The 21154-nt window shown below is 39.5% G+C and carries 29 protein-coding genes and 1 riboswitch; of the genes, 20 read left to right on the forward strand and 9 right to left on the reverse strand.

Features of this window, described 5'->3' with window-relative positions; translation table 11 throughout:
• The first annotated feature begins 71 nt into the window (after window positions 1-71).
• Complete coding sequence (locus E2L03_RS13855; protein ID WP_134259414.1) at window positions 72-1532, forward strand: spore germination protein; 1461 nt, start codon at window positions 72-74, stop codon at window positions 1530-1532.
• A gap of 16 nt (window positions 1533-1548) precedes the next feature.
• On the opposite strand, the gene E2L03_RS13860 is transcribed toward E2L03_RS13855, so the two are convergent.
• Entirely contained in the window at window positions 1549-1944 is a 396-nt protein-coding gene (locus tag E2L03_RS13860; protein WP_038479039.1) for a YueI family protein, read from the reverse strand.
• A 113-nt stretch (window positions 1945-2057) separates the two neighbouring features.
• On the opposite strand from E2L03_RS13860, the gene E2L03_RS13865 reads away from it, so the two are divergent.
• The 12 genes from E2L03_RS13865 (at window position 2058) to E2L03_RS13920 (ending at window position 10557) form a co-directional block, all read left to right on the forward strand.
• A complete protein-coding gene (locus tag E2L03_RS13865) occupies window positions 2058-2567 on the forward strand; it encodes a hypothetical protein (protein WP_134259415.1) in 510 nt (169 codons plus the stop codon).
• Between the two features lie 19 nt (window positions 2568-2586).
• The gene (locus E2L03_RS13870) at window positions 2587-2790 is read left to right on the forward strand and encodes a YqgQ family protein (protein WP_038479046.1); all 204 of its coding nucleotides are present in this window, start codon (window positions 2587-2589) and stop codon (window positions 2788-2790) included.
• On the forward strand, window positions 2790-3749 hold the full coding sequence (locus tag E2L03_RS13875) for an ROK family glucokinase (RefSeq protein WP_134259416.1): 960 nt from the start codon (window positions 2790-2792) through the stop codon (window positions 3747-3749). Before E2L03_RS13870 ends, E2L03_RS13875 begins: the two co-directional genes overlap by 1 nt.
• A gap of 36 nt (window positions 3750-3785) precedes the next feature.
• Window positions 3786-5201: an aspartate ammonia-lyase gene (gene aspA, locus E2L03_RS13880; protein WP_038479052.1), complete on the forward strand. Its 1416-nt coding sequence runs from the start codon at window positions 3786-3788 to the stop codon at window positions 5199-5201.
• A gap of 33 nt (window positions 5202-5234) precedes the next feature.
• Window positions 5235-5345: riboswitch (TPP riboswitch) on the forward strand.
• Window positions 5346-5414: 69 nt separating this feature from the next.
• Complete coding sequence (gene thiE, locus E2L03_RS13885; protein ID WP_055735998.1) at window positions 5415-6044, forward strand: thiamine phosphate synthase; 630 nt, start codon at window positions 5415-5417, stop codon at window positions 6042-6044.
• Window positions 6041-6238, forward strand: coding sequence for a sulfur carrier protein ThiS (gene thiS, locus E2L03_RS13890; protein ID WP_038479061.1), 198 nt, complete (start codon window positions 6041-6043; stop codon window positions 6236-6238). Before thiE ends, thiS begins: the two co-directional genes overlap by 4 nt.
• Before the next feature lie 2 nt (window positions 6239-6240).
• Complete coding sequence (locus E2L03_RS13895; RefSeq protein WP_038479064.1) at window positions 6241-7008, forward strand: thiazole synthase; 768 nt, start codon at window positions 6241-6243, stop codon at window positions 7006-7008.
• A 21-nt stretch (window positions 7009-7029) separates the two neighbouring features.
• A complete protein-coding gene (gene thiO, locus E2L03_RS13900; RefSeq protein WP_124741911.1) occupies window positions 7030-8130 on the forward strand; it encodes a glycine oxidase ThiO in 1101 nt (366 codons plus the stop codon).
• Window positions 8131-8139: 9 nt separating this feature from the next.
• Complete coding sequence (gene thiD, locus E2L03_RS13905) at window positions 8140-8937, forward strand: bifunctional hydroxymethylpyrimidine kinase/phosphomethylpyrimidine kinase (protein WP_134259417.1); 798 nt, start codon at window positions 8140-8142, stop codon at window positions 8935-8937.
• A gap of 12 nt (window positions 8938-8949) precedes the next feature.
• Window positions 8950-9510, forward strand: a complete 561-nt coding sequence (locus E2L03_RS13910) for a hypothetical protein (protein ID WP_134259418.1) — start codon at window positions 8950-8952, stop codon at window positions 9508-9510.
• Between the two features lie 31 nt (window positions 9511-9541).
• Window positions 9542-10240, forward strand: a complete 699-nt coding sequence (locus E2L03_RS13915; RefSeq protein ID WP_158318514.1) for a DUF1385 domain-containing protein — start codon at window positions 9542-9544, stop codon at window positions 10238-10240.
• Window positions 10237-10557 carry an MTH1187 family thiamine-binding protein gene (locus tag E2L03_RS13920; RefSeq protein ID WP_134259419.1) on the forward strand — a complete coding sequence of 107 codons (321 nt, stop codon included), beginning with the start codon at window positions 10237-10239 and terminating at the stop codon, window positions 10555-10557. The genes E2L03_RS13915 and E2L03_RS13920 overlap by 4 nt, the downstream gene beginning before the upstream one ends.
• 1 nt (window position 10558) lies before the next feature.
• Here E2L03_RS13920 and E2L03_RS13925 read toward each other — a convergent pair whose 3' ends face one another.
• Genes E2L03_RS13925 through E2L03_RS13935 form a run of 3 tightly spaced genes read right to left on the reverse strand, consistent with a single transcriptional unit; the run spans window position 10559 to window position 12256 of the window.
• Window positions 10559-10993 carry a GNAT family N-acetyltransferase gene (locus E2L03_RS13925; RefSeq protein WP_134259420.1) on the reverse strand — a complete coding sequence of 145 codons (435 nt, stop codon included), beginning with the start codon at window positions 10991-10993 and terminating at the stop codon, window positions 10559-10561.
• Window positions 10990-11514, reverse strand: a complete 525-nt coding sequence (locus E2L03_RS13930) for a YjcG family protein (RefSeq protein ID WP_134259421.1) — start codon at window positions 11512-11514, stop codon at window positions 10990-10992. Before E2L03_RS13930 ends, E2L03_RS13925 begins: the two co-directional genes overlap by 4 nt.
• A 13-nt stretch (window positions 11515-11527) precedes the next feature.
• Window positions 11528-12256: an alpha/beta hydrolase gene (locus E2L03_RS13935; RefSeq protein WP_055735991.1), complete on the reverse strand. Its 729-nt coding sequence runs from the start codon at window positions 12254-12256 to the stop codon at window positions 11528-11530.
• A gap of 160 nt (window positions 12257-12416) precedes the next feature.
• Between E2L03_RS13935 and E2L03_RS13940 the strand changes: the two genes are divergently transcribed.
• Both E2L03_RS13940 and E2L03_RS13945 read left to right on the forward strand, forming a co-directional pair.
• Window positions 12417-12605, forward strand: coding sequence for a hypothetical protein (locus tag E2L03_RS13940; RefSeq protein WP_035394150.1), 189 nt, complete (start codon window positions 12417-12419; stop codon window positions 12603-12605).
• Window positions 12606-12649: 44 nt separating this feature from the next.
• The gene (locus tag E2L03_RS13945) at window positions 12650-12847 is read left to right on the forward strand and encodes a helix-turn-helix domain-containing protein (protein ID WP_243839532.1); all 198 of its coding nucleotides are present in this window, start codon (window positions 12650-12652) and stop codon (window positions 12845-12847) included.
• A 39-nt stretch (window positions 12848-12886) separates the two neighbouring features.
• Here E2L03_RS13945 and fumC read toward each other — a convergent pair whose 3' ends face one another.
• The 3 genes from fumC to msrA form a co-directional block, all read right to left on the reverse strand.
• Entirely contained in the window at window positions 12887-14275 is a 1389-nt protein-coding gene (gene fumC / locus E2L03_RS13950; protein ID WP_038479090.1) for a class II fumarate hydratase, read from the reverse strand.
• Window positions 14276-14534: 259 nt separating this feature from the next.
• Entirely contained in the window at window positions 14535-14969 is a 435-nt protein-coding gene (gene msrB / locus E2L03_RS13955) for a peptide-methionine (R)-S-oxide reductase MsrB (RefSeq protein ID WP_055735990.1), read from the reverse strand.
• Complete coding sequence (msrA, locus tag E2L03_RS13960) at window positions 14966-15502, reverse strand: peptide-methionine (S)-S-oxide reductase MsrA (RefSeq protein WP_038479095.1); 537 nt, start codon at window positions 15500-15502, stop codon at window positions 14966-14968. Before msrA ends, msrB begins: the two co-directional genes overlap by 4 nt.
• A 317-nt stretch (window positions 15503-15819) precedes the next feature.
• Between msrA and E2L03_RS13965 the strand changes: the two genes are divergently transcribed.
• Window positions 15820-17481: an ATP-binding protein gene (locus tag E2L03_RS13965; protein ID WP_166740314.1), complete on the forward strand. Its 1662-nt coding sequence runs from the start codon at window positions 15820-15822 to the stop codon at window positions 17479-17481.
• Here E2L03_RS13965 and E2L03_RS13970 read toward each other — a convergent pair.
• Complete coding sequence (locus tag E2L03_RS13970; protein ID WP_134259423.1) at window positions 17411-18031, reverse strand: LysE family translocator; 621 nt, start codon at window positions 18029-18031, stop codon at window positions 17411-17413. The genes E2L03_RS13965 and E2L03_RS13970 overlap by 71 nt on opposite strands.
• A 148-nt stretch (window positions 18032-18179) precedes the next feature.
• On the opposite strand from E2L03_RS13970, the gene E2L03_RS13975 reads away from it, so the two are divergent.
• From E2L03_RS13975 to E2L03_RS13985, 3 genes are all read left to right on the forward strand, one after another.
• Window positions 18180-18902, forward strand: a complete 723-nt coding sequence (locus E2L03_RS13975; RefSeq protein WP_134259424.1) for a YqcI/YcgG family protein — start codon at window positions 18180-18182, stop codon at window positions 18900-18902.
• Between the two features lie 67 nt (window positions 18903-18969).
• On the forward strand, window positions 18970-19953 hold the full coding sequence (locus E2L03_RS13980) for an aromatic acid exporter family protein (protein WP_038479107.1): 984 nt from the start codon (window positions 18970-18972) through the stop codon (window positions 19951-19953).
• Entirely contained in the window at window positions 19954-20487 is a 534-nt protein-coding gene (locus E2L03_RS13985; RefSeq protein ID WP_051667474.1) for a L,D-transpeptidase, read from the forward strand.
• Window positions 20488-20561: 74 nt separating this feature from the next.
• Here E2L03_RS13985 and prli42 read toward each other — a convergent pair whose 3' ends face one another.
• Window positions 20562-20660 carry a stressosome-associated protein Prli42 gene (prli42, locus tag E2L03_RS20500; protein WP_152980813.1) on the reverse strand — a complete coding sequence of 33 codons (99 nt, stop codon included), beginning with the start codon at window positions 20658-20660 and terminating at the stop codon, window positions 20562-20564.
• Window positions 20661-20731: 71 nt separating this feature from the next.
• On the opposite strand from prli42, the gene E2L03_RS13990 reads away from it, so the two are divergent.
• Window positions 20732-21139, forward strand: coding sequence for a VOC family protein (locus E2L03_RS13990; RefSeq protein ID WP_038479110.1), 408 nt, complete (start codon window positions 20732-20734; stop codon window positions 21137-21139).
• Window positions 21140-21154 lie beyond the last annotated feature (15 nt).

The raw sequence follows: 21154 nt of genomic DNA on the forward strand, positions 1-21154 counted from the left end.
TTTTCGATTCCCATCTTACATAGATTTTGACATGAACGAGCAACCTATCTGAAGAGAATAGGGGGTTCAAGATGAGTAGTGAAGATAAAGGAGTAACAAGTCATTCATCTTATGGAGATAAGCTCGCTTATATAAAAGAAGAACTGGCTGTTGATAAGAACTTTGATATTATCTGTTTGGAAATGGTTCACGCAAACCGAAAAATGGCGCTTTTTCTTGTGGATGGATTCGGGAAAGATAGTGCACTCACACAAATTCAACGTGAACTTTCACATACAACGGAGGAAGAAGTAGACGAATCCTACGACGCTCTCATAAAAAGTCGGATTCCCTATGCAGAAATTGACCAAGAAGAAGATCTTGATACTGCTATAGATCAAGTCTTATCCGGGCCTGCGATCCTTCTTGTAGAAGGTCTTGCTTACTGTATTATTATTGATACTAGAGAATATCCTGTTCGCGGTCCTGAGGAGCCGGATACGGAAAAGGTTGTTCGTGGCTCAAGAGATGGTTTAGTAGAAACATTAGTTATGAGCGCAGCTTTGATTCGGAGACGTATAAGAGATCGAACATTCCGTGTAGAATATCAGCAAATTGGGCGTCGTTCTAAAACGGATACCGCTTTGCTTTACATTGCGGATATTGCCGATCCGGATTATGTCCATCAGATCCGAGAATCCATTAAAGCAATTGATACCGACGGATTGCCTATGGCCGATAAGACGATTGAAGAGTATGTATTTAAAGAAGGGGGAAATCCATACCCACTTGTACGATACAGTGAGCGACCCGATGTATGTGCAACACATTTATATGAAGGTCACGTCATCTTGCTAGTTGATGGCTCTCCAAGTGCGATGATTACGCCAACAACATTTTGGAATTTGCTTCAGCATGCAGAGGAATACCGACAAAAACCTGTAATAGGAGCGTTACTTCGGATTGTGCGCTTTTCTGCAGTGTTTATCTCGCTCTTCTTATTACCCATCTGGTATATGTTAGCAACTCATCAAGAGTTGGTTCCAGAAGCGTTTTCTTTTATCGGAACGCAAGAAGAGGGCAGTATCCCTCTTTTTATTCAATTTTTGATAGCCGAAGCTGGGATAGAGATGCTAAGAATGGCATCCATTCATACACCTAATGCGGTAGCCGAAGCACTAGGGTTAGTGGCGGCGCTTCTAATTGGTGATATTGCGATTCAAGTAGGCATGTTTTCACCTGAGGTTATTTTATACTTAGCTATTGCTGCAGTAGGAACATTTGCAACACCAAGTTATGAACTTTCGTTGGCAAATCGCTTTATGCGACTGTTATTTTTAATTGCAACTGCAGCGTTTGGACCAGTTGGCTTCGTTAGTAGTGCGACCATATGGTTTATCGCTTTAGTGCGACTACGAGGGCTTCGTGTTCCATATATGTGGCCGTTTATTCCTTTTAACATGAAAGCGTTGCGAGATGTCTTCTTCCGAATTCCAATGCCTCTAAAAAATCGTAGACCTGCTATCAACCATCCGCAAGATCCGGATAGGTAGCAGGTCTACCTTTTTTTTAATAACGTTCAATATCTTGCTTGTGTATATCATCTTCTATATAGGGATGATTTGTTTCTACAGGCATATTCTGATTTGCAATCACAAGGCCAAACGGAGTGTCTGTTGTTGCAGAAACAACTGTGTAGGGGATGTTGTTTATCATCGCAAGCTTTACATACTCGTTGTAATCAGAATAGGCTAATTGTCCGTTTATAAACATTTGTATGTTTGGCTTTGCTTTTAGGGCACGCTCTACTTCTGAATAAATCACGTTAGAACGAACTTGATTTATGGTTAAAGCGAGATGAAGACGCTCAGCGATGGTTGTTAAGAAAATACGTCTTTCTGCAGGCTTTGTCTCCAAACCACCTCGAATAGCATGCTCTAGTACTTCATTTACATCTCTTGCCATATTGATGCCACCTCTTTCCTAATCAATCTCCTCTATCATCGCAAACCTGTCCTGAAATCTCAAATAAAAACATAGGATGGTAGAAACGAGAAATTAGCACAGGGGTTGATGAGATGTGGATTTGGTTTGTTATTGTATTTTTTGTTTTAGCAATTGGGCTGACGTTAGGAGGGCTATCAACGTTTATGCGTGGACTTCCGCCCATTGTTGTACTCATTGTCCTAAGCTTTTACTTTTTATTCTTTAGCTATATTGGCATGTTTGTCGCCCTCGTTAGTTTTTCCTGGTTCGGCTTTCGTTTTTTTGATGTTGTGATTGTGATTTGTTCCTTTTTGTTTATTATCGCCATGATACGTTCATACCATCCTGCTTTTGGCTATCAACTTTTTTATAAACCAATTGCCTGGATTTTGGCCAGTTTGTTTTTCTTTATGGGTTTACAGTGGGGAACGCTCGGATATGGAACTTTTTTTACGATTACAATGACTTTTTTCTTCACGTTAGCGGTTTTTATCGGCATTTTGCTGTATAATTCTATGTTGATGTGGGTAAAAAACGCATACGTCGCTGCCGTTATCCCACTTGCTTCATTCCTTTTAGTTACAGTTATAAAGCTGTTATAATGGGATGTGAGGTGTATAGATGGAAACGATCGTTGACATTAGAGACTTATTAAAGCAATATGGTTCTTTTATTTATACAAGAGACCGCGGAATGGATTTGCAGCTTATGCAAAAGGAAATAAAAGATTTATATCAATATGGAATGATTTCTAGCCAAATGTATCAAAGCGCACTGTTGATTTTAAAACAAGAGAAAGCAAAACTGGGAAATGGGGGATTCTAATGGGGAATGAGCTTTTTGCAGGAATTGACATAGGGGGAACGTCCGTTAAGCTTGCGTTTATTACAAATGAAGGCGATTTATTGAAAAAATGGGAAATCCCTACTGACACAACTAATAATGGAATGAACATTGTTAACGACATTTCGGAGACGGTTAAAGAAAATTTAGAGGTTCATCAGACGTTAATGGGTGCAGGAGTAGGAGCACCTGGTTTTATCGAGATGGAAACTGGCTTTATCTATCATGCTGTTAATATTGGCTGGCGTGATTACCCGTTAAAAGACGAATTAGAAAAAGCTTTAGGCGTTGTTGTAAGAGTGGATAATGATGCGAACTTAGCAGCTCTTGGAGAAAAATGGCAAGGTGCTGGCGATGGCGCTAATGAACAATTGTTTGTTACGCTAGGAACAGGTGTTGGTGGTGGAATTATTACGCGAGGCCAAATTCTCCATGGCGTAGGTGGTATGGGTGGAGAAATCGGTCATATTACTTCTGTTAAAGAAGGAGGATCTCTTTGTAACTGTGGAAAAACAGGGTGTTTGGAAACCGTGTCTTCTGCCACAGGTATGGTCCGTTTAGCGAAAGAAAAACTTGAAGCAGGAAGAGCATCAACTCTATCTCAGAGTGATTCTTTAATCTTAACAACAAAAGAAATTTTTGAAGCAGCGAAAGCTGGAGATCTAGTAGCGGCAGAAGTGATTATGGAAGCGATTGATCACTTAGGCTATGCCATCGCTAATTTAGCAAATACGTTAAATCCTGCCAAGATTGTTATTGGTGGAGGCGTTTCAAAAGCTGGAGAAGATCTTTTAGCTCCTCTCCGTGTTGTATTTGACCAGTATGCTCTGCCACGAGTAGTGGAGCAAGCGGAAATAAAGCTGGCTCATTTAGGAAATGATGCAGGTATTTATGGTGCCGTGTGGTTAGCGATACAAGCTGTTAAAGCAAATAAGAAATAAAAGCAATTAAGAATTGAAAGTTGAGGTTAACATCAGATGGTGGATTACCGTATTGAGCGAGACTTACTAGGAGATAAACAAGTACCAAGGGATGCGTATTATGGCATTCAATCGTTGCGAGCAAAAGACAATTTTCCTATTACAGGCTATCCGCCGCACCCGGAACTTATTCGTGCGTTCGGGTATGTAAAGAAAGCAGCAGCAATGGCGAATCGTGATGTAGGGGTTCTGCGTCCACATATTGCTGATGCGATTATTAAAGCGAGTGATGATGTCATTAATGGGCAATTAAACGAACAGTTTATTGTTGATTCCATCCAAGGTGGTGCAGGAACTTCCTTTAACATGAATGCAAATGAAGTTATTGCCAATCGAGCTATTGAGATTCTAGGCGGGGAAAAAGGCGATTATTTAAAAGTTAGTCCGAATACACATGTTAACATGGCTCAATCGACAAACGACGCGTTTCCGACTGCCATTCACATCGCTGCTCTGCATATGACTCAAGGCTTAACAGATGAATTAAGAAATCTGATTGCGGAAATGCAAGGGAAAGCAGACGAATTTGATGACGTTCTTAAAATGGGGCGCACCCATTTACAAGACGCTGTACCAATTCGATTAGGACAAGAATTCGGTTCCTATCGAAAAGTATTGGTGCGCGATTTAAAGCGAATTAGTCGATCTGCTGATCATTTGCATGAAGTGAATATGGGTGCTACTGCTGTTGGTACTGGATTAAATGCGAAGCCTGAGTACATTGAAAAAGTATCTACTCATCTAGCTACCGTCACAAATTTACCATTCAAAACGGCAGAAGATCTTGTTGACGCGACTCAAAATACAGATGCGTATACAGAGCTATCTAGCTCCTTAAAAATATTAGCGATTAATTTATCTAAAATAGCAAATGATTTACGCTTAATGAGTTCAGGGCCTCGTACAGGGTTAAACGAAATTAATTTACCAGCAAGACAGCCTGGTTCTTCTATCATGCCAGGTAAAGTGAATCCGGTTATGTGCGAAGTCATTAATCAGCTGTCTTTCCAAGTAATCGGAAACGATCACACTATTAGTCTTGCGTCTGAAGCTGGTCAGTTAGAGTTAAATGTGATGGAGCCAGTACTGGTATTTAATTTATTACAATCCCTTACCATTCTTGAAAATGGGATGCGAGTGTTCCGTGAATACGCGATTTCTGGCATTACAGCCAATATTGAACGGTGTAAAGAGCTTGTGGAAAATAGTGTAGGGATTGTGACTGCCATAAATCCGCATGTTGGGTATGAAGTGGCTACAAGAATCGCGAAAGAGGCATTAGAAACAGAGCGCCCCGTTCGAGAGATTTGCTTGGAGCGAGGCATCTTATCTGAAGAGGAATTAAATGAAATCCTTGATCCAAAAGAAATGACCAAGCCTGGTATCGCTGGATCTCGATTCTTACCACTTTAAAAATAAAATCACTTATGTCATACTAAACTAAATAGCAAAGGCTAGGGGTGCCCGATGAAGTTGGGCTGAGAATAAGAACGTATTTCTTTTACTCTTTAACCTGATCTGGATCACACCAGCGGAGGGAAGTCGGCATACACAGAGTAAACAATGTAGCGTGTAAACCGTAACCCTTTTGGTTACGGTTTTTTTGCGAAAGGGAGTGTAGTAAAGATGAAAGACTTTCAATTATACGTGATAACAGGAGAAGCCTTTCATAAGGGCAAAGAGCTTGTGACGGTAATGGAGGATGCGATAAAGGGAGGTGCTGATTTCATTCAACTTCGGGATAAAACAAGCAGCAGAAAAGAAGTGTTTGAAAAAGCTAAGCAACTTAAAGAACTTTGTCAGTCATATGAAGTTCCGTTTATTGTAAATGATTATATCGATATTGCTATGGCGGTTGATGCAGATGGTGTTCATGTCGGACAAGATGATATGCCTCTCGCTCATGTTCGCAAGCTAGTTGGCGACGATAAAATCATTGGTGTTTCCACCCATAAGATTGAAGAAGCGTTAGAGGCGGAGCAAGGTGGTGCGGATTATATTGGTGTCGGTCCCATTTTTAAAACCAATAGTAAAGAAGATGTTGTCGATCCGGTTACAACCTCTTATATTAAAGAAATTAAAGCTACTATTTCTATTCCATTTGTTGCAATCGGCGGAATTAAAACTCATAATGTTCGCGAAGTGATTGAAGCAGGAGCGGATGCGGTTTGTGTGATTACAGAGGTAGTGGCAGCTGACGATGTTCAGGCAGCTGCCATGCGGATGACAGAAGCGATTAATGAGGCGAAAGCATGAAACTATTAATAAATGGAAAAGAACGTGCTGTAGAAAGTAAGACATTGCTTGATTTGATGACGGAGTTAAATGTAAATGGACAGCTTGTCGTCGTGGAATTAGCTGGGGACATCATTCCAAGAGAGCAATGGAGTGAAACCGAGCTCGACGAACAAAAGCCTGTTGAATTAGTTCATTTTGTTGGAGGAGGTTGAAAATGAAAAAAGAAGCATTAACGATTAATGGAAAGACGCTCCAATCACGCTTTTTTCTAGGAACAGGTCGTTACCCAAATCCGTTTGTGCAAAACGAAGCCATAAAAGCATCAGGGGCTGAGGTACTAACTTTTGCGTTGAGACGTGTTAACTTGGAAGCACCAATGGAAGATTCCATATTGCAACATTTACACGGTGAAGCTTTTCACTATTTACCTAATACGTCCGGTGCTTCCACTGCAGAGGAAGCTATTCGAATTGCCCGGCTCGCAAAAGCATCTGGTTTAAGCGATTGGATCAAAATTGAGATTAGTGCTTCTGAAAAAACATTGTTACCTGATCCAATTGAAACGTTAAAAGCAACCGAGGTTCTTGTATCAGAAGGATTTACGGTTCTACCGTATACATCGGATGATCCTATTCTCTGTAAACGACTAGAGGAAGCAGGTGCACATGCGGTTATGCCAGGTGCAGCACCAATTGGAACAGGCTTAGGTATATTGAACGAATACAATCTCGGTTTAATTGTAGAAGATGCGAAAGTACCGATTATTGTGGACGCTGGTCTTGGCACAGCTAGCGATGTGACAAGAGCGATGGAACTTGGTGTGGATGGAATTTTAATGAATACACCAGTTGCAAAAGCAAAAGACCCTGTAAAAATGGCAATGTCCATGCGCTTAGCGATTGAAGCTGGTGAACTCGCGTATGAGGCGGGTAGAATGGCAAAAAAACCATATGCAAGTGCAAGTAGCCCAACAAGTTATTAGATGAACGAGTGAGGTTTTATTATGCAGAAAGTCGTGATTGTTGGCGGAGGTATTATCGGCTTATCGATTGCCTTAAGGCTTGCAACTAGAGATGTACAGGTAACCATTTTAGAAAAAAATAAGTGTGGTGGACAAGCTTCAGGTGCAGCAGCAGGTATGCTAGCACCTTTTTCTGAAATTGGTGAAGATCAAGATGTGTTTTTTGATTTTAGCTTGGCTAGCCTTAGAATGTACCCGGAGTGGCAAGCGTTTGTTCGAGAAACATCTGGAGTAGAGTTTGAATTTTCTTCTTCTGGAACACTTCACTGTGTATATCATGAAGCCGATTTGTTACCTTTATCGTCAAGGATATCTTGGCAAAGTGAATACAATGAAGACATGCGCATTTTATCGCAAGAACAAGTATTAGAACGTGAACCCCATCTATCAAAAGACATAAAAGGGGCTATTTATTACCCGAACGAAGCACATATTTATGCACCTGACTTTGTTAAGGCATTAATTGCAGCGTGTAGGAATTTAAACGTAGAGATTTATGAGCAAGTAGGTGAAGTAGAGATTGTAGAAGGTTCGACTGTTCGTCTGAAGACCGATACGATGGAATGGGAAGCAGATCAAGTCGTTATTGCAACAGGAGCGTGGGCGATGAAACAAGGAGAAGCCCTCGGTCTGCAATTGCCAGTCTACCCTATTCGAGGCCAAATTTGTGCCTATTTACCAGAGAAACCGTTAGTAAGTCATATAATTTATACTAGTCAAGGCTACCTCGTGCCAAAAGCAAATGGTACAATTGTTAACGGAGCTTCTGAAGACATAGCCGGATTTGAAACAACAGTAACAGCAAAAGGAATCGATCGCTTAAAGCGTTGGAACAAAAAAATGGTGCCAGCCCTTGAAGAAATAACCCCTTTTCATGAGTGGGCAGGCTTGCGTCCTGCCACTCAAGACGGGTTCCCGTTTATAGGACGCTTAACCAATCATCCCTCTGTGTATATAGCATGTGGACATTACCGAAACGGGATTTTATTAAGTGCCATAACAGCCAAGGTAGTAGCGGAAGATCTTTTAGGCGAGGTGGTTTCATTTCCACTTCAAGCGTTTCATCCTGAACGATTTTCATAGGAGGAAAACATGACAATTCCAAAGATACTGTCCGTCGCTGGATCTGATTCTGGTGGAGGGGCTGGTATTCAAGCAGATATTAAGACAAGTCAAGAGTTAGGCGTCTTTTCTACCACAGCCATTACGGCGCTAACTGCACAAAATACAATGGGTGTACAAGAGGTTTTTCCTGTTAGTACTGAGTTTTTAAAGGCGCAGCTTGAAGCAGTGCTTAGTGATATTGGAACCGATGTCTTGAAAACAGGTATGCTTGTTAGTGAAGGTCACATTCAAGTTGTTTGTGATGCTATAGACACCTATTCCATTAAAAGAGTTGTTGTTGATCCGGTCATAGCTTCTACGAGTGGGTCGGACTTATTAAATGACGCAGGTGTTAAAGCATTAAAAGAAATGTTACTCCCGCGAACAACCATCTTTACACCAAATATTCCAGAGGCGCTACGATTGACTGAAACTCATGAACCAGTAACCGTTGCAGATCTTAAGAAACTCGCGGTACAATTGTATCAGTTTGGTCCTACTATTGTTGTTTTAAAAGGCGGTCACTTTAACGGAGACGCAGTGGATGTATTTTACGATGGGACAAGATTAGAATTGTTAACTGAGGAGCGAATGCAACGTACAAATACCCATGGAACAGGTTGTACATTTGCTTCGGCTATTGCAGCTGAACTTGCTAAAGGGTCGATCCCGTTTGAAGCAGTAAAGCTAGCAAAAGCTTTTATAACAGAAGCGATCCGCTATGGTTTACCGATCGGAAAAGGGAACGGGCCTACGAATCACGCCGCTTACAATCAAAGCAGATAAGGAGTAAGAAAAGTGAAAAGGCACTGGATTGTATTTATTCTACCGGCTATTTTAATGGTATTTATCACGGTAGGTGGTTTTATTTATTTATCACAAGACGACACGCTGAGTAACGAGGAGCTGCAACAAGAAATAGCATTTACCGCATCCATCCATCAGCAAATCACAACAATCGAATGGATATGGCCACAACTACCAACAGAAGGCATTTATGGCACAGATTATATCGGGTTATCGTTTGAAACAGAATCCTATGTCGAGCCAGGGCAAGTCACCCTTCCAGTGGAACCAGAACAAACTTATGACGGTTTCGTCGTTGAGAATGGGGTTATTTTTTCATTCCCAACAGAAATGCAAGAGCATCAAAGTGTCGGCACAAGAGGTCAGCTTATCCAAGCACTACCATCAGAAGTGGAGATTGAAGATGTTCAGGTGACGTTGTTACATACTTGGACAAACCATGAAGACTTAGTACTTGAGGACGCAACGTTTGCAGATCCCCAATTCGGACAAGCAAAAAATGTACAGCATTGGGTAAAGACGTATTTATTGGAGGACTTACTTGAGAATTAGTGGGATGTCGTTTGAAAAAGGTGTATTTTTCATGACCAATCAAACACTTGCTTGTAGTTTTCATGATCGAGAAGGCGTACTTCGTTCATGGAGTAAGCCGCTAAATGCAAAGACACTTGGTTATGCAACACTTCTCGTGTGGCGGTCAAGTTCTTTCTGGTTTAAAGCGATATGTGGGCTAGTTATTCTTTTCATTGTTGTACCTAAGCTACTGCCGATATCGTGGCAAGGATTCCCCTTTTATAGCTTTTTTTACTTGTTATTTGGTACCCATTTCTTTTTTCCAAGGGGTTTAAAACAATACCATGCGGCAGAGCATAAAGTATTCAGCGCAAGAGGAAAAGTCAATCATCAAGAGCTGAAAAAAGTGGGGCAAGCGTCTGTCCTTAACCGTGGATGTTCAACTGGTCTTGTTGTTGCTTACTTTCTTAGTGTCATTATATGTACTCTGCTTGGTGCGGGCTTTTTTTCAGTAACAACAAGCTTAATGGTTAGCTCCTATATTTCTTTATTGTTTGTAGGATTCTATTTTAGATTTAATCGTCACTCTATCTTTAAAGGGGTTGTAGCCGTTGTGCTGCCTCTTTCTTATTGGTTACAAGAACGAGTTACGACCAAAACGCCAACCCAACAGCATCTCGAATGTGCAATTGAAAGCTATATGCAACTAGGAAAAGTCGCATTTTCTAAATCACTATATAAGAAAAGAATCGAAGAGGAGGGGGAATAGTCGATGTCACCATTATTCCAATTGGAACGGAAACTCCTAGTGTCAGTAGCTATGTGGCTACGATTCAAGAAGTGTTAGAAGACATGACGAAAACTCATGATATTACGTACCAATTAACACCTATGAGTACGTTAATTGAAGGGGATGTATCTACTTTACTAGATGTAGTTAAAAAAATTCATGAAGTTCCTTTTGAACAGGGAATCGACCGAGTTGCGACAAATATTCGAATTGATGATCGTCGTGACCAGACATCTACATTACAAAGTAAACTCAAGTCAGTCGCAGTAAAGATGAAGAAGGAAGATGACCAATAAATCATCTTCCTTTCTTCATTGAGAAATGGGGAATACCCGCTTCAAAAAATCGCTCCGACGTCTTTACGTAGCCTAGCCGTAAATAGAAAGCAAGAGCAGGTTCTTGAGCATTTAGCACTAATTCATCGACGCCTTCTTCAAAACCTGCTTCTTCTATTTTCTTCATCAATGTTGCCCCATATCCTTTATTTCGATAAGGTTCTAAAATACACACTCGCTCAATTTTGCCTGCCTTGCCTACAATTCGAATACGAGCAGCACCAATGGCTTGCTGATTTGCTGTAAGTAAAAGGTGGGTCGCCGTTTGATCATGCTCGTCTCTTTCTAAATGCGCGGCCACCCCTTGCTCCTTAATAAACACGTTTGTTCGAATCTCAAAGCACTGTGCTTGTAGTAAGTCACTAGTGGCAACCTGTACATCAAGATGTTCGATCATGTAGACTGACCTTGCAACAGAAATGTTTCATAAACAGTCCACGATTCGTTATCAAGTTGGTAGAGAAGTTGAATACGATCAATGGTTTCTTGATGAGACACGTCAATCATTTTCAGTTGACCTACAATATCATCATGCTCTGCTTGCTGTAGCTTTTGTGCAATCGTAATGTGCGGGATAAAGACAGAGTGCGCGCGATCAGTCGGGAACGGTTCTTGGTAAAGCTTCTCGTTTAACCAAGAAAGCTGTTTGTTTTCTTTTAACTTGTAAAAAATAGTCGTTGATTGTGGGAAGAACGTATCTACCTTGTACACATGAATATCAATTGGTGGACATTGACGAGCAATGTCTCGTAATACTTGAATCATTTCTGGTAATTCCTCATTGCTTATTGAGAAACTTTCTTTTAACGTAATATGAGGTGGGATGTTCGCGTAATGTGCATCATACCGCCGCCTTAATCCGTTAGCCGTGTCTTGAAAAGGTTTTGATGGAAAAAGAACAATTCCGTAATTAAGCATACTCATACCTCCTTTATAATGGAAACAACGTTTTTAATCCAGTGGCAAGATAGTTTTGCCAATACGTCCACGTATGATCACCATCAAACTCCTCGTACGTGTAATCAAAAGATGTGTTTGTCAATACTTCTTTCATTTGTCTGTTAGGCGTTAAGAAATCTTCTTTTTTTCCATCTGTCGTTTTAACAACATCTTCTTTTTTGCCAATAATATGATAAATGGATAAGATGTCAGGTTTCTCGAATTGTTTTACCTTATCCTCAACCACTTGATTAACATAAGGGGAGAATAATAGAACCTTCTTAAATAATGTAGGATATTCCAATGCCGTTAGCAAGGAAATCGTTGCTGCCAATGAATCACCCGCTAACATTCGAGCTTCTGCCAATGGTTCAACACTGTAGTTTTTTTCTATATAAGGAAGTAGTTCGCATGCTAGAAATCGTGTATAGGCTACATGGGTCTCGTTATTCGGGTGATACCAAGTACGTCTTGTTTCTACACTTGGATATGGAACACCAACAACGATAAGCTCTTCAATGTCTAACTCGTCTATTAATGAATCCACCTGTCGATGCACACGTCCAAAGCGAAAGAAATCTTGTCCGTCTTGACAAATCATTAACCGATAAGATTTTAATGGTGTATAATTTGCTGGTAGATAAACAGATAATGAAATGGTGCATTGTAATTGTTCACTTTCAATGGTTGCTTCTGTTATACTGCCTTCGATGTTCGCCATGAATAACTTCCTTTCTAAGGTCTTCTCATACATTAGTTTACCATATTTTTGTGAAAGTGAGGGAGTCTCCGTTTTTTTGGCAGTTCTATGATAAAATGAATGATTAAGGATAAACTATTTTTACCAATATCCATCATGAGTGGTTAATGGAGGAGTCCGTATGAAATCTAAAAGACCTCATTGGATTTATTATCGAGAGGTATTCCGATCAAAATTTCAAGCAAAGTGCATACAAGCGAAATTAGAAGACAATTGGGAGAATGGCTATGAAATAGGGCCTCTTGTAGAAGTGAAGCGTTTGAAAACGAATAAATATATTGTGCGTTATACGTACGATGAAGTGATGTGACTATAGAAAGCGAGGGAAAGAGAATGGGTGAGAGTCGACTAAGAATGTTGCGCATTCAAAAAGGCTTTAGCTTAGAAGAAGTATCAAAACAAGTAGGAATCTCTGCCGGATACTTATCGCAAATAGAATCAGGCAAAAGACAAGTCAATGCATTAATCTCGGAAAAAATTGCGCAATTTTTCAATGTGTCGTTAGACGATTTATTCGAAGCTACTCGATATAAAGCCGTATGGGATCATTAATAGGAAAAACGCCCCCTATTAAGAGGGAGCGTCTACTCATTATTTAGGAGAAATCATATTTCCTGGTACCACATATTCGTTAAACTGCTCTTCAGTTAATAAGCCGCTACTTATAGCCGCTTCTTTTAATGTCGTATTCTCAGCATGAGCTTTCTTCGCGATTTTCGCAGCATTTTCATAACCAATATGGGGATTTAATGCAGTAACGAGCATAAGGGATTCATTTAGCAGTTGATCCATTTTTGCTTTATCTGCTTCTAGTCCAATAAGACACTTATCATGGAAATTAGTTAAGCCGTCTGATAACAGTCGCATGGATTGGAGAACATTGTAAATAATAACGGGTTTAAAGACATTTAATTGAAAATGTCCTTGGCTTGCTGCAAAACCAATAGCGGCATCGTTTCCAAGTACTTGTGCTGCAACCATTGTTAATGCTTCACTTTGAGTTGGATTGACTTTACCTGGCATAATGGAACTACCTGGCTCATTTGCAGGAATAATGACTTCACCAATACCGCAACGTGGGCCGCTTGCTAAAAGACGGATATCATTTGCAATTTTAAAAGCGTCAGCTGCGAGTGCTTTAAGTGCTCCATGGAAATAGACAAGTTCATCATGGCTTGTTAGTCCGTGGAAATGGTTTTCAGACGCTTTAAAAGCGTAGCCTATCTGTTCGCTTAGCTGTGCGGAAACCTCTTCACTAAAGCCTATTGGTGCGTTTAAGCCCGTACCAACTGCTGTTCCACCGATTGTGAGTGCGCGAACATGATCAAGAGACTGTTCAATCATCGTTGAGCAAGTCGTCAGCATATGTTTCCACCCGCTAATTTCTTGACCAAACGTTAAAGGTGTCGCATCTTGTAAGTGGGTACGGCCAATCTTAACGATATCGGAGAATTCGTTTTCTTTTGCTTCAAGGGTTTGTTTAAATTGTTTTAATGCTGGAATTAATTCAGTTTCTGCGAAAATAACTGTTGCGACATGCATCGCAGTCGGAAATGTATCGTTAGAACTTTGAGAATGGTTCACATCATCATTTGGGTGAACGGTCACATCGTTGTAGCCTTGCTCAGTTAAATACGTGTTTGCTAAATAAGCAATGACTTCATTCATATTCATGTTTGACTGCGTACCGCTTCCTGTTTGCCAAACAACAAGGGGGAAATGATCCTCTAACCCACCAGCGATAATTTGATCAGCAGCATATGTAATGGCTTCAACCTTTTGCGGGTGTAGTCCTTTTAACTTACCGTTTACAATTGCCGCTGCTTTTTTTAATTCTGCGAAAGCACGGACAACTTCAAACGGGATTTTTTCCGTACCAATTTTAAAGTTTTCCAAACTTCTTTGTGTTTGTGCACCCCAGTATTTATCAGCAGGAACTTGAATTTCTCCAATTGTATCTCTTTCTGTACGCGTTTTCATTTTCACCATTCCTTTATCCAAAATTCATAACCCATATCCATCATACCAAAAAACGACAAGAAACTTAACGAAAACATCTAAAAAGATTGGTAGGGCTGATTGAAAATACCACTGTTTTGAAACTGTGGGGAAGGAAGTCTAATTGAAAAAAAAGGAACGAACGACCAAAAAAACGTGAACAACCATACATGTCCAATGTTATCTCAGGACATGTACGCGTCCACGTTCTCAATACGTGTAGTAAGAGAAGTATCTCGTTTTATGAAAATAATTTTTTGTAAAGACTGTAGCCTTCATCATCTAGTCGATCCTTCGGAATAAACCGAAGTGCCGCTGAATTGATACAATAACGAAGCCCATTAGGACCAGGGCCATCTGGAAAAACATGACCAAGGTGAGAATCAGCCTCTTTACTACGAACCTCAGTCCGTACCATAAAATGGCTTCGGTCTTCTTTTTCCAGAATCTCTTCTTCTTCAATTGGTTTTGTAAAGCTTGGCCACCCGCATCCTGCGTCGTATTTATCATTTGAAGAAAATAATGGCTTTCCAGAGACAATATCAACATAAATGCCATCTTCTTCGTGATCATAAAAGTCATTTTTAAACGGTGGCTCTGTTCCATTCTCTTGTGTAACGTGATATTGCATAGGCGTTAGCTTCTTTTTTAACTCTTCGTTTGAATGGTTTGTCATGATGATTCTCCTTTCCAATGTCGGTCAATAAAGTCTGCTCTTCCAGAACCTTTTCGATAAAGTTGGTAATGAAATGCATTCTTCTGATAGTAATCTTGGTGATACTCTTCAGCAGGGTAGAATGGTTTGGCTGGTAGTATGAGTGTTGCAATGGGTTTTGAAAATTTTCCACTGGTACTTAAGTCTTGCTTTGATTGTTCAGCCATCATTTTTTGCTCTTCGCTATGATAAAAAATCGCTGTTCGATACGAGTCGCCACGATCGTGGAATTGTCCACCTGGATCTGTTGGATCAATTTGTTGCCAAAACAAAGAAAGAATGGTCTCGTACGAAATTAGAGCAGGATCAAAGGTTATTTGAACAGCTTCAAAATGTCCAGTCGTTTCGCTACAAACTTCTTTGTAAGTGGGATTTTCTGTATGACCGCCAGTATAACCAGAAATAACAGACTCCACACCTTCATATTGATCAAATGGTTTGACCATACACCAAAAACAGCCGCCAGCAAACGTTGCTTTCTCTAACTGACTCATGTCCTCACTCCCATTTCTTTAGATAGTGTTAGTGTACCATACCTACTCTTAGTTCAATAAACAAACGGCTTAAACAATAAGTCTTTACCTTCCACAGAATAAGACCAAAAAAGAAGGTGAAAACAAAAATAATAAAGAACTGTAGCGAAAAGAACGGTCTTTTGTCGTTCTTTTTCTCTTTTTGTCAACAAGTTCTGTTTGTAAAATTTGTTATTTAGGAGGATTTTAAAAAGAAAAAAAGAATCAATTGTTGGAATATGTCAAGAAGGAAGAGGGGGTTTTATGTCGATGAGGTAAAAACACGCATCGACGGTACTATGAAAGCGATGATTAAAGAATTACTGAATCAATCGAACGCTCCGCAATGTGTTATTTATGAAGATACAATCATTATGCGAAATGGAGCTTTTAATTCATTAGCTCAACTTCATAATCACAATGGTAATATCCCGTTGTCAACCATTTTAAGTTATCAATCAATGGAACAATGGGTTCTAGAAACAACTCATTCTCCTATCCATTTAACGATTAAGCACGCGGTACTAGACCAAGATTATATGCTCTATACATTTGAGGCGGGTAACAAGACTGAAGACATCCGACTAAGTTTAGTGACAACGGACTATAAGAAGAAATTAAGATGGCTTACAGACGAGAATGGGAAAATCATCGATGGAAGCGCTGTTGGTCGTGAATTTTTAGATATACAAGATTCGATCTGGAGTTTTGTTCCGCAAGAGTTAATGAATAAACATGTGAAAAAGCAAGTGATTACATTTTATTACCAGTATACAGAATATGAAGTTCGAATTATTACGTATTATGGCTATATTTTATTTGATGTTATTCAAGCAAAACAACGTGTAGAGCAATTAATTGCGCGCAATGAACTGATTAATATACTAGAGCTATCAAATGAATGCTATCTATTGCATGATGAGATGACCATTCATTATGCAAACAAAGCAGCTCACCTTTATTTAGGAGTAGAGGGAGAAGAGCATATTCTAACTGGTAGACCTTTACGCCATCATATCCAAACTAGGGAACTAAAACTTATTAAGGAATCCATTCGTAATCAACAAGAGGAAATTTTATTTCGTCCTGTTAAATTGATAAACGGGAAAGGCAATCTACTTTATACAATGTGTGCGATTCTCCCTGTTCATATCGAGGGAAAAAAGCTATACATTTCAGTGTTAAAACAATCACATCGTTTATCAAAGAAACGAGAAGAAGCAATGAAAGTGGCGTCTCGTTTATCGGCGAGTATGGCACATGAAATTAGAAATCCATTGACGACAATCAAAGGATTTATGCAACTATATAAGGAAATGAAAATAGTACCTGAAAGTCAGCTGACCGTTATTAATAAAGAGCTTGAGCAAATGGAGAAGATTATTAATGATTATGTTTTTCTTGCACAGCAAAAAGGAATGAAACAAAGCGAAACCATTGAAATCAATGATTATGTACAAGCGTTTATGAAAAAAGACGAGATAAAAGCGTTAACCCAAGATAACCCAGTCGCTTTTTCATGCTCAGAAAATTTTTACTTTAACGGCTATAAGGAAGAATTAGATCTACTGTTTTTAAATTTAGTTGAAAATGCTGTTGATGCTAGTGAAAAAACATCAACTATTGAAATACGAGTGACGTCGGAGCAAAGTCAACTTTGTGTTCAAATTATTGATAAAGGCGTAGGTATTTCACCAAATCGTCTTTATTTATTAGGACAGCCGTTTTTTTCATCGAAAGAAAAAGGGACTGGTTTAGGTTTAATGATTTGCCACAAAATTGCTGAACTTCACGGGGGGCGCATGGAAATAAAAACAAAAGCTGGCGCAGGAACAATTGTTCATATTTATCTTCCTCTCAAAATTTCACCAGTTGTTGAAGAAAAAGTGACTAGAATAGAACCTCTGCAAGCTTTAAAGCGAAGTGAAAGCCAAAAAGTAACAAGCATAAGCCAGCAATAACATTTAAGATTGGTAAAAGCGACTGACTAAGGAACTGTCCAAAAAAAGAAGCGAGAAACGAGAGGCTAATGTTCCATACAAGTATGCCAGTAAATAAAAAAACGATGTAAACCACAACTGACCCTGATTGCTCAGTCATAAACTCGACTAGAGTGGAACCAAAAATGCCAAACCAAAACATTAAGTTAATAGGGTTGAATAAAGCAATGGATAACCCTGTCCAAAAGGAAGCCAAAATAGATGAAGAAAGGCTGCTTGAACGTTGAAGAGCAGTCTTTCGCTTATTAATTGATTCAATTCCAAGGTACATTAAAAGACCAGATCCAAATACATAAAGAATGACTTGTACAGAAGGTATAAAAATAAACTGCGCCATACCAAAATAAATCAGGATCATAAAAAGAAGATCAGCAAGAATGGCGCCAATACCGATAAATAAGGCAGGAAGAAAACCATGAGAAACGCCTTTTTTGAGAATAGCTAAACAGATCGGGCCAACAGGAACAGCCAACGATAATCCTAGAATAAACGCCGAGAGAAAAGCGGGCATCCAATAACACTCTCCTTACTCAAAGACAAGCTCTATCTTATAGTAATGTGACTATAGACGTTTTTAGACATGCTTTATTTGTAAGAAAATGTCTAGATTCTGTTAGGGCTTCATAAGATGAAAAGGAATGGTAAAGGAGGGGTTCTAAATGAAAGCACCACGCTTATTGACGACTGAAGAAATGCGTTCGGATGCTGTACCTACCTGGGTAAACAAAAGTTACGAACAATATAGTCATGTTGTGACGGATCAAACGTTTCCATGTTTTTTTGGACAAAAAGGAGAACGTAAGGGAGAGTTACGCTATTCCTTTTTGTCCCATGCTGATTGGACGTCACTTCCGAGTACATTACGAGCGTTTCAATCATTAATGGCGAAACGCCCGCTTATTCGGCGTGGACTTTTTGTGTTTATTGAGCCTGAAGAACAGGAGCAAACGTTGGATTATTACCGGCGCTATTTTTGGGATATCTTGCAATACTTAAACGATAAAGATGAAAGTGTATGGCCAACTCATACACCGAGTGATCCGAATCATCATTTATGGTCCTTTTGTTTTAATGGTCAATCCATGTTTGCTTTTGCCAATACACCTGCATACAAGCAGCGTATTACACGAGATTTAGGGCAAAGTATGGTTATCGGTTTTCAACCTCGAGAAATTTTTCAAGGTTTAGAAGGGACTGAGCCTAAAGGGCATAATTCTCGAGAAGCTGTTCGGAAAAGGGTAGAGGCGTGGGATCAAATACCAAAACATCCGGATATAAGCCATTATGGTGATGTTGAACATCGGGAATGGAAGCAGTTTTTTATTGGAGATGATTGCGTACCGATTACAGGCGCCTGCCCGTTTCATGCAAAAAATGATTGATTCAAAATAGATTTTTAATCTTCTAACGTGATAAACTAAGCGTACTACTTATAGAAATAGGGGTATCATGAAATTTAGAATTGGCTATCGAACTTTAAAAACGGCAATCGGTGTATTGATTTCACTTTCCATAGCGCAGTTACTTGAATTAAACTTTGCTTCTTCTGCGGCAATCATTACCATTCTTTGTATTTCGGTTACCCGTAGAAACTCCCTTCTAGTGTCATGGGCGCGCTTTATTGCTTGTATCATCGGATTAATTATGAGTTCAGTTCTGTTTGAATTACTTGGGTACACCCCTGTTGCCGCTGCGCTCTTTATTTTACTTTTTATCCCAGTTGTCTTACTCGTAAAAGCAAGCGATGGAATTGTAACGAGTTCCGTTATTGTTATGCATTTATATGTTGTTGGTGAAACATCTATTGGCTTTTATTGGAACGAGCTACAGCTTATTTTTATTGGAATTGGAACAGCGCTTGTAATGAATTTATATATGCCTTCCAAAGATAAACTATTAAGACAGCGGCGTATGGAAGTAGAGGAGTTGCTTAAATCAACGTTGAAGCATCTTTCCATTTATATCCGTGCAGGAGAAAGCAGTTGGGATGGAAATGAACTTCCTCAGTTAGATAAAGTGTTAAAGGAAAGTAAAAAAGTCGCCTTTGTTACGATGCAAAATCATCTCTTGACAGAAGAAAATCACTACTATCATTATTTTTCAATGCGTGAGAAGCAACTTGAAATTATTGAACGGTTAATGCCACATTTAACAAGAATTAATGGATCAGTACCTCAGCAAGAAAAAGTCGCTAATTTCTTAGAAGAGCTGTCACGCGCAGTTAGTCCTACAAATTCAGTCGCGTATTTTCTTTTACAGCTTGAAGAAATGCGCACAGAATTTCGAAACATGCCGCTTCCCAAAACGAGAGAAGAGTTTGAAAGTCGGTCTTCCCTTCTTTTAATTGTGTTTGAATTTGAACAATATTTAAAAACGAAAGATGCGCTTTGGGTGCAAAAATCGGATAAAAAGAGGTCATTGAGCAAACCCTAAATGGAGTTCAACTTCATAGGGGTGACAAATGTGAAATGGTCTTTTTTTCTATTTACTTTCGTTCTGCTATCAACGTTACTTCCTGATCCGTTTCCAGTGGAGAAAGCAGCGGTTATTGTAAATGTCCAAACAAATGAAATGGCAATAATTGAAGCGAATCGTATAAGCGATGTGTTTCCAGTTGCAAGTGGGAAAAAGGGAGAAGAAACACCTCTTGGTGAATTCACTGTGCTTGTGAAAGCAAAGCAACCTTACTACCGCAAGAAGAATATAGCTGGAGGGGATAAACGAAATCCGCTTGGCAGCAGGTGGATTGGATTTGATGCGAATGGAACGAATGGGCGTACATATGGATTACACGGCACAAATCAACCTCATTCCATAGGTTATCACGCTTCTTTAGGCTGTGTTCGTTTAGAAAATACCTCTGTAGAGTATGTATATGAAAGAGTAGAAATTGGAAGTAAAGTAATTGTAGTGAAAGAAACCAAAAGCTTTGCGGCGTTAGGAAAGCAATATAAGCTGTTAAAGTAATCAGGTATGGATTAACAGGCTACAGGCGGAAATCGCATATGACCCCGCCTGGCTTGTCTACTTTAAAGGTAGAATTAAAACATGCCTAAACCGGCAGCTGCGGTAAACACGCCCCCTAATACGAGTGTTGCAATCATAATATAAATAATTAATCGTTGAAATTTTCGTGGCATAGTCTTCACCCCACTCACACTATTCTACTGTTAGTGTAACTGATTGCCTAGAAAGCAACAAGAGGTGTTTTATGCTTGATATTAAATTAGATCATATTGCATATGTTGTAAAATCCGAAGAAGAGATCGCGCGTTTTTTTTCTCTTTTTGCTGCAACAGAAGGAAAGCATGAAAGGATACAAGAACAGCAAGTAACGGTTTATCATGTGCAAGTCGGATCCTTTTCCATTGAGTTGCTTTTACCATTTCCAGAGAATCATTCCTTGCAACGATACGTAGCGAGACATCCTTCTCCGTGCTTTCACCATTTAGCACTGCTAAGCTCTGATTTACAAATGCTACAAGACGTGTTAGAACAGAATGGTTATGAATTTATTTATGAAAAGGCGAAGATAGGAAGTAAGGGGAAACGAATTAATTTTATAAAGCCGGCGTGTACAAACGATGTGTTAATTGAATTATGTGAGCACCAAACATGAAAAGTGCAGCAATAT

It is taken from the genome of Shouchella oshimensis (assembly GCF_004375095.1).
GTDB lineage: Bacteria > Bacillota > Bacilli > Bacillales > Bacillaceae_D > Shouchella > Shouchella oshimensis.

Bases quoted from the DNA above. Each gene is read 5' to 3' on its own strand.
- E2L03_RS13855 (WP_134259414.1), top strand. From the start codon at position 72: ATGAGTAGTGAAGATAAAGGAGTAACAAGTCATTCATCTTATGGAGAT.
- E2L03_RS13860 (WP_038479039.1), bottom strand. From the start codon at position 1,944: ATGGCAAGAGATGTAAATGAAGTACTAGAGCATGCTATTCGAGGTGGT.
- E2L03_RS13865 (WP_134259415.1), top strand. From the start codon at position 2,058: ATGTGGATTTGGTTTGTTATTGTATTTTTTGTTTTAGCAATTGGGCTG.
- E2L03_RS13870 (WP_038479046.1), top strand. From the start codon at position 2,587: ATGGAAACGATCGTTGACATTAGAGACTTATTAAAGCAATATGGTTCT.
- E2L03_RS13875 (WP_134259416.1), top strand. From the start codon at position 2,790: ATGGGGAATGAGCTTTTTGCAGGAATTGACATAGGGGGAACGTCCGTT.
- aspA (WP_038479052.1), top strand. From the start codon at position 3,786: ATGGTGGATTACCGTATTGAGCGAGACTTACTAGGAGATAAACAAGTA.
- thiE (WP_055735998.1), top strand. From the start codon at position 5,415: ATGAAAGACTTTCAATTATACGTGATAACAGGAGAAGCCTTTCATAAG.
- thiS (WP_038479061.1), top strand. From the start codon at position 6,041: ATGAAACTATTAATAAATGGAAAAGAACGTGCTGTAGAAAGTAAGACA.
- E2L03_RS13895 (WP_038479064.1), top strand. From the start codon at position 6,241: ATGAAAAAAGAAGCATTAACGATTAATGGAAAGACGCTCCAATCACGC.
- thiO (WP_124741911.1), top strand. From the start codon at position 7,030: ATGCAGAAAGTCGTGATTGTTGGCGGAGGTATTATCGGCTTATCGATT.
- thiD (WP_134259417.1), top strand. From the start codon at position 8,140: ATGACAATTCCAAAGATACTGTCCGTCGCTGGATCTGATTCTGGTGGA.
- E2L03_RS13915 (WP_158318514.1), top strand. From the start codon at position 9,542: ATGACCAATCAAACACTTGCTTGTAGTTTTCATGATCGAGAAGGCGTA.
- E2L03_RS13925 (WP_134259420.1), bottom strand. From the start codon at position 10,993: ATGATCGAACATCTTGATGTACAGGTTGCCACTAGTGACTTACTACAA.
- E2L03_RS13930 (WP_134259421.1), bottom strand. From the start codon at position 11,514: ATGCTTAATTACGGAATTGTTCTTTTTCCATCAAAACCTTTTCAAGAC.
- E2L03_RS13935 (WP_055735991.1), bottom strand. From the start codon at position 12,256: ATGGCGAACATCGAAGGCAGTATAACAGAAGCAACCATTGAAAGTGAA.
- E2L03_RS13940 (WP_035394150.1), top strand. From the start codon at position 12,417: ATGAAATCTAAAAGACCTCATTGGATTTATTATCGAGAGGTATTCCGA.
- E2L03_RS13945 (WP_243839532.1), top strand. From the start codon at position 12,650: ATGTTGCGCATTCAAAAAGGCTTTAGCTTAGAAGAAGTATCAAAACAA.
- fumC (WP_038479090.1), bottom strand. From the start codon at position 14,275: ATGAAAACGCGTACAGAAAGAGATACAATTGGAGAAATTCAAGTTCCT.
- msrB (WP_055735990.1), bottom strand. From the start codon at position 14,969: ATGACAAACCATTCAAACGAAGAGTTAAAAAAGAAGCTAACGCCTATG.
- msrA (WP_038479095.1), bottom strand. From the start codon at position 15,502: ATGAGTCAGTTAGAGAAAGCAACGTTTGCTGGCGGCTGTTTTTGGTGT.
- E2L03_RS13965 (WP_166740314.1), top strand. From the start codon at position 15,820: ATGAAAGCGATGATTAAAGAATTACTGAATCAATCGAACGCTCCGCAA.
- E2L03_RS13970 (WP_134259423.1), bottom strand. From the start codon at position 18,031: ATGCCCGCTTTTCTCTCGGCGTTTATTCTAGGATTATCGTTGGCTGTT.
- E2L03_RS13975 (WP_134259424.1), top strand. From the start codon at position 18,180: ATGAAAGCACCACGCTTATTGACGACTGAAGAAATGCGTTCGGATGCT.
- E2L03_RS13980 (WP_038479107.1), top strand. From the start codon at position 18,970: ATGAAATTTAGAATTGGCTATCGAACTTTAAAAACGGCAATCGGTGTA.
- E2L03_RS13985 (WP_051667474.1), top strand. From the start codon at position 19,954: ATGGAGTTCAACTTCATAGGGGTGACAAATGTGAAATGGTCTTTTTTT.
- prli42 (WP_152980813.1), bottom strand. From the start codon at position 20,660: ATGCCACGAAAATTTCAACGATTAATTATTTATATTATGATTGCAACA.
- E2L03_RS13990 (WP_038479110.1), top strand. From the start codon at position 20,732: ATGCTTGATATTAAATTAGATCATATTGCATATGTTGTAAAATCCGAA.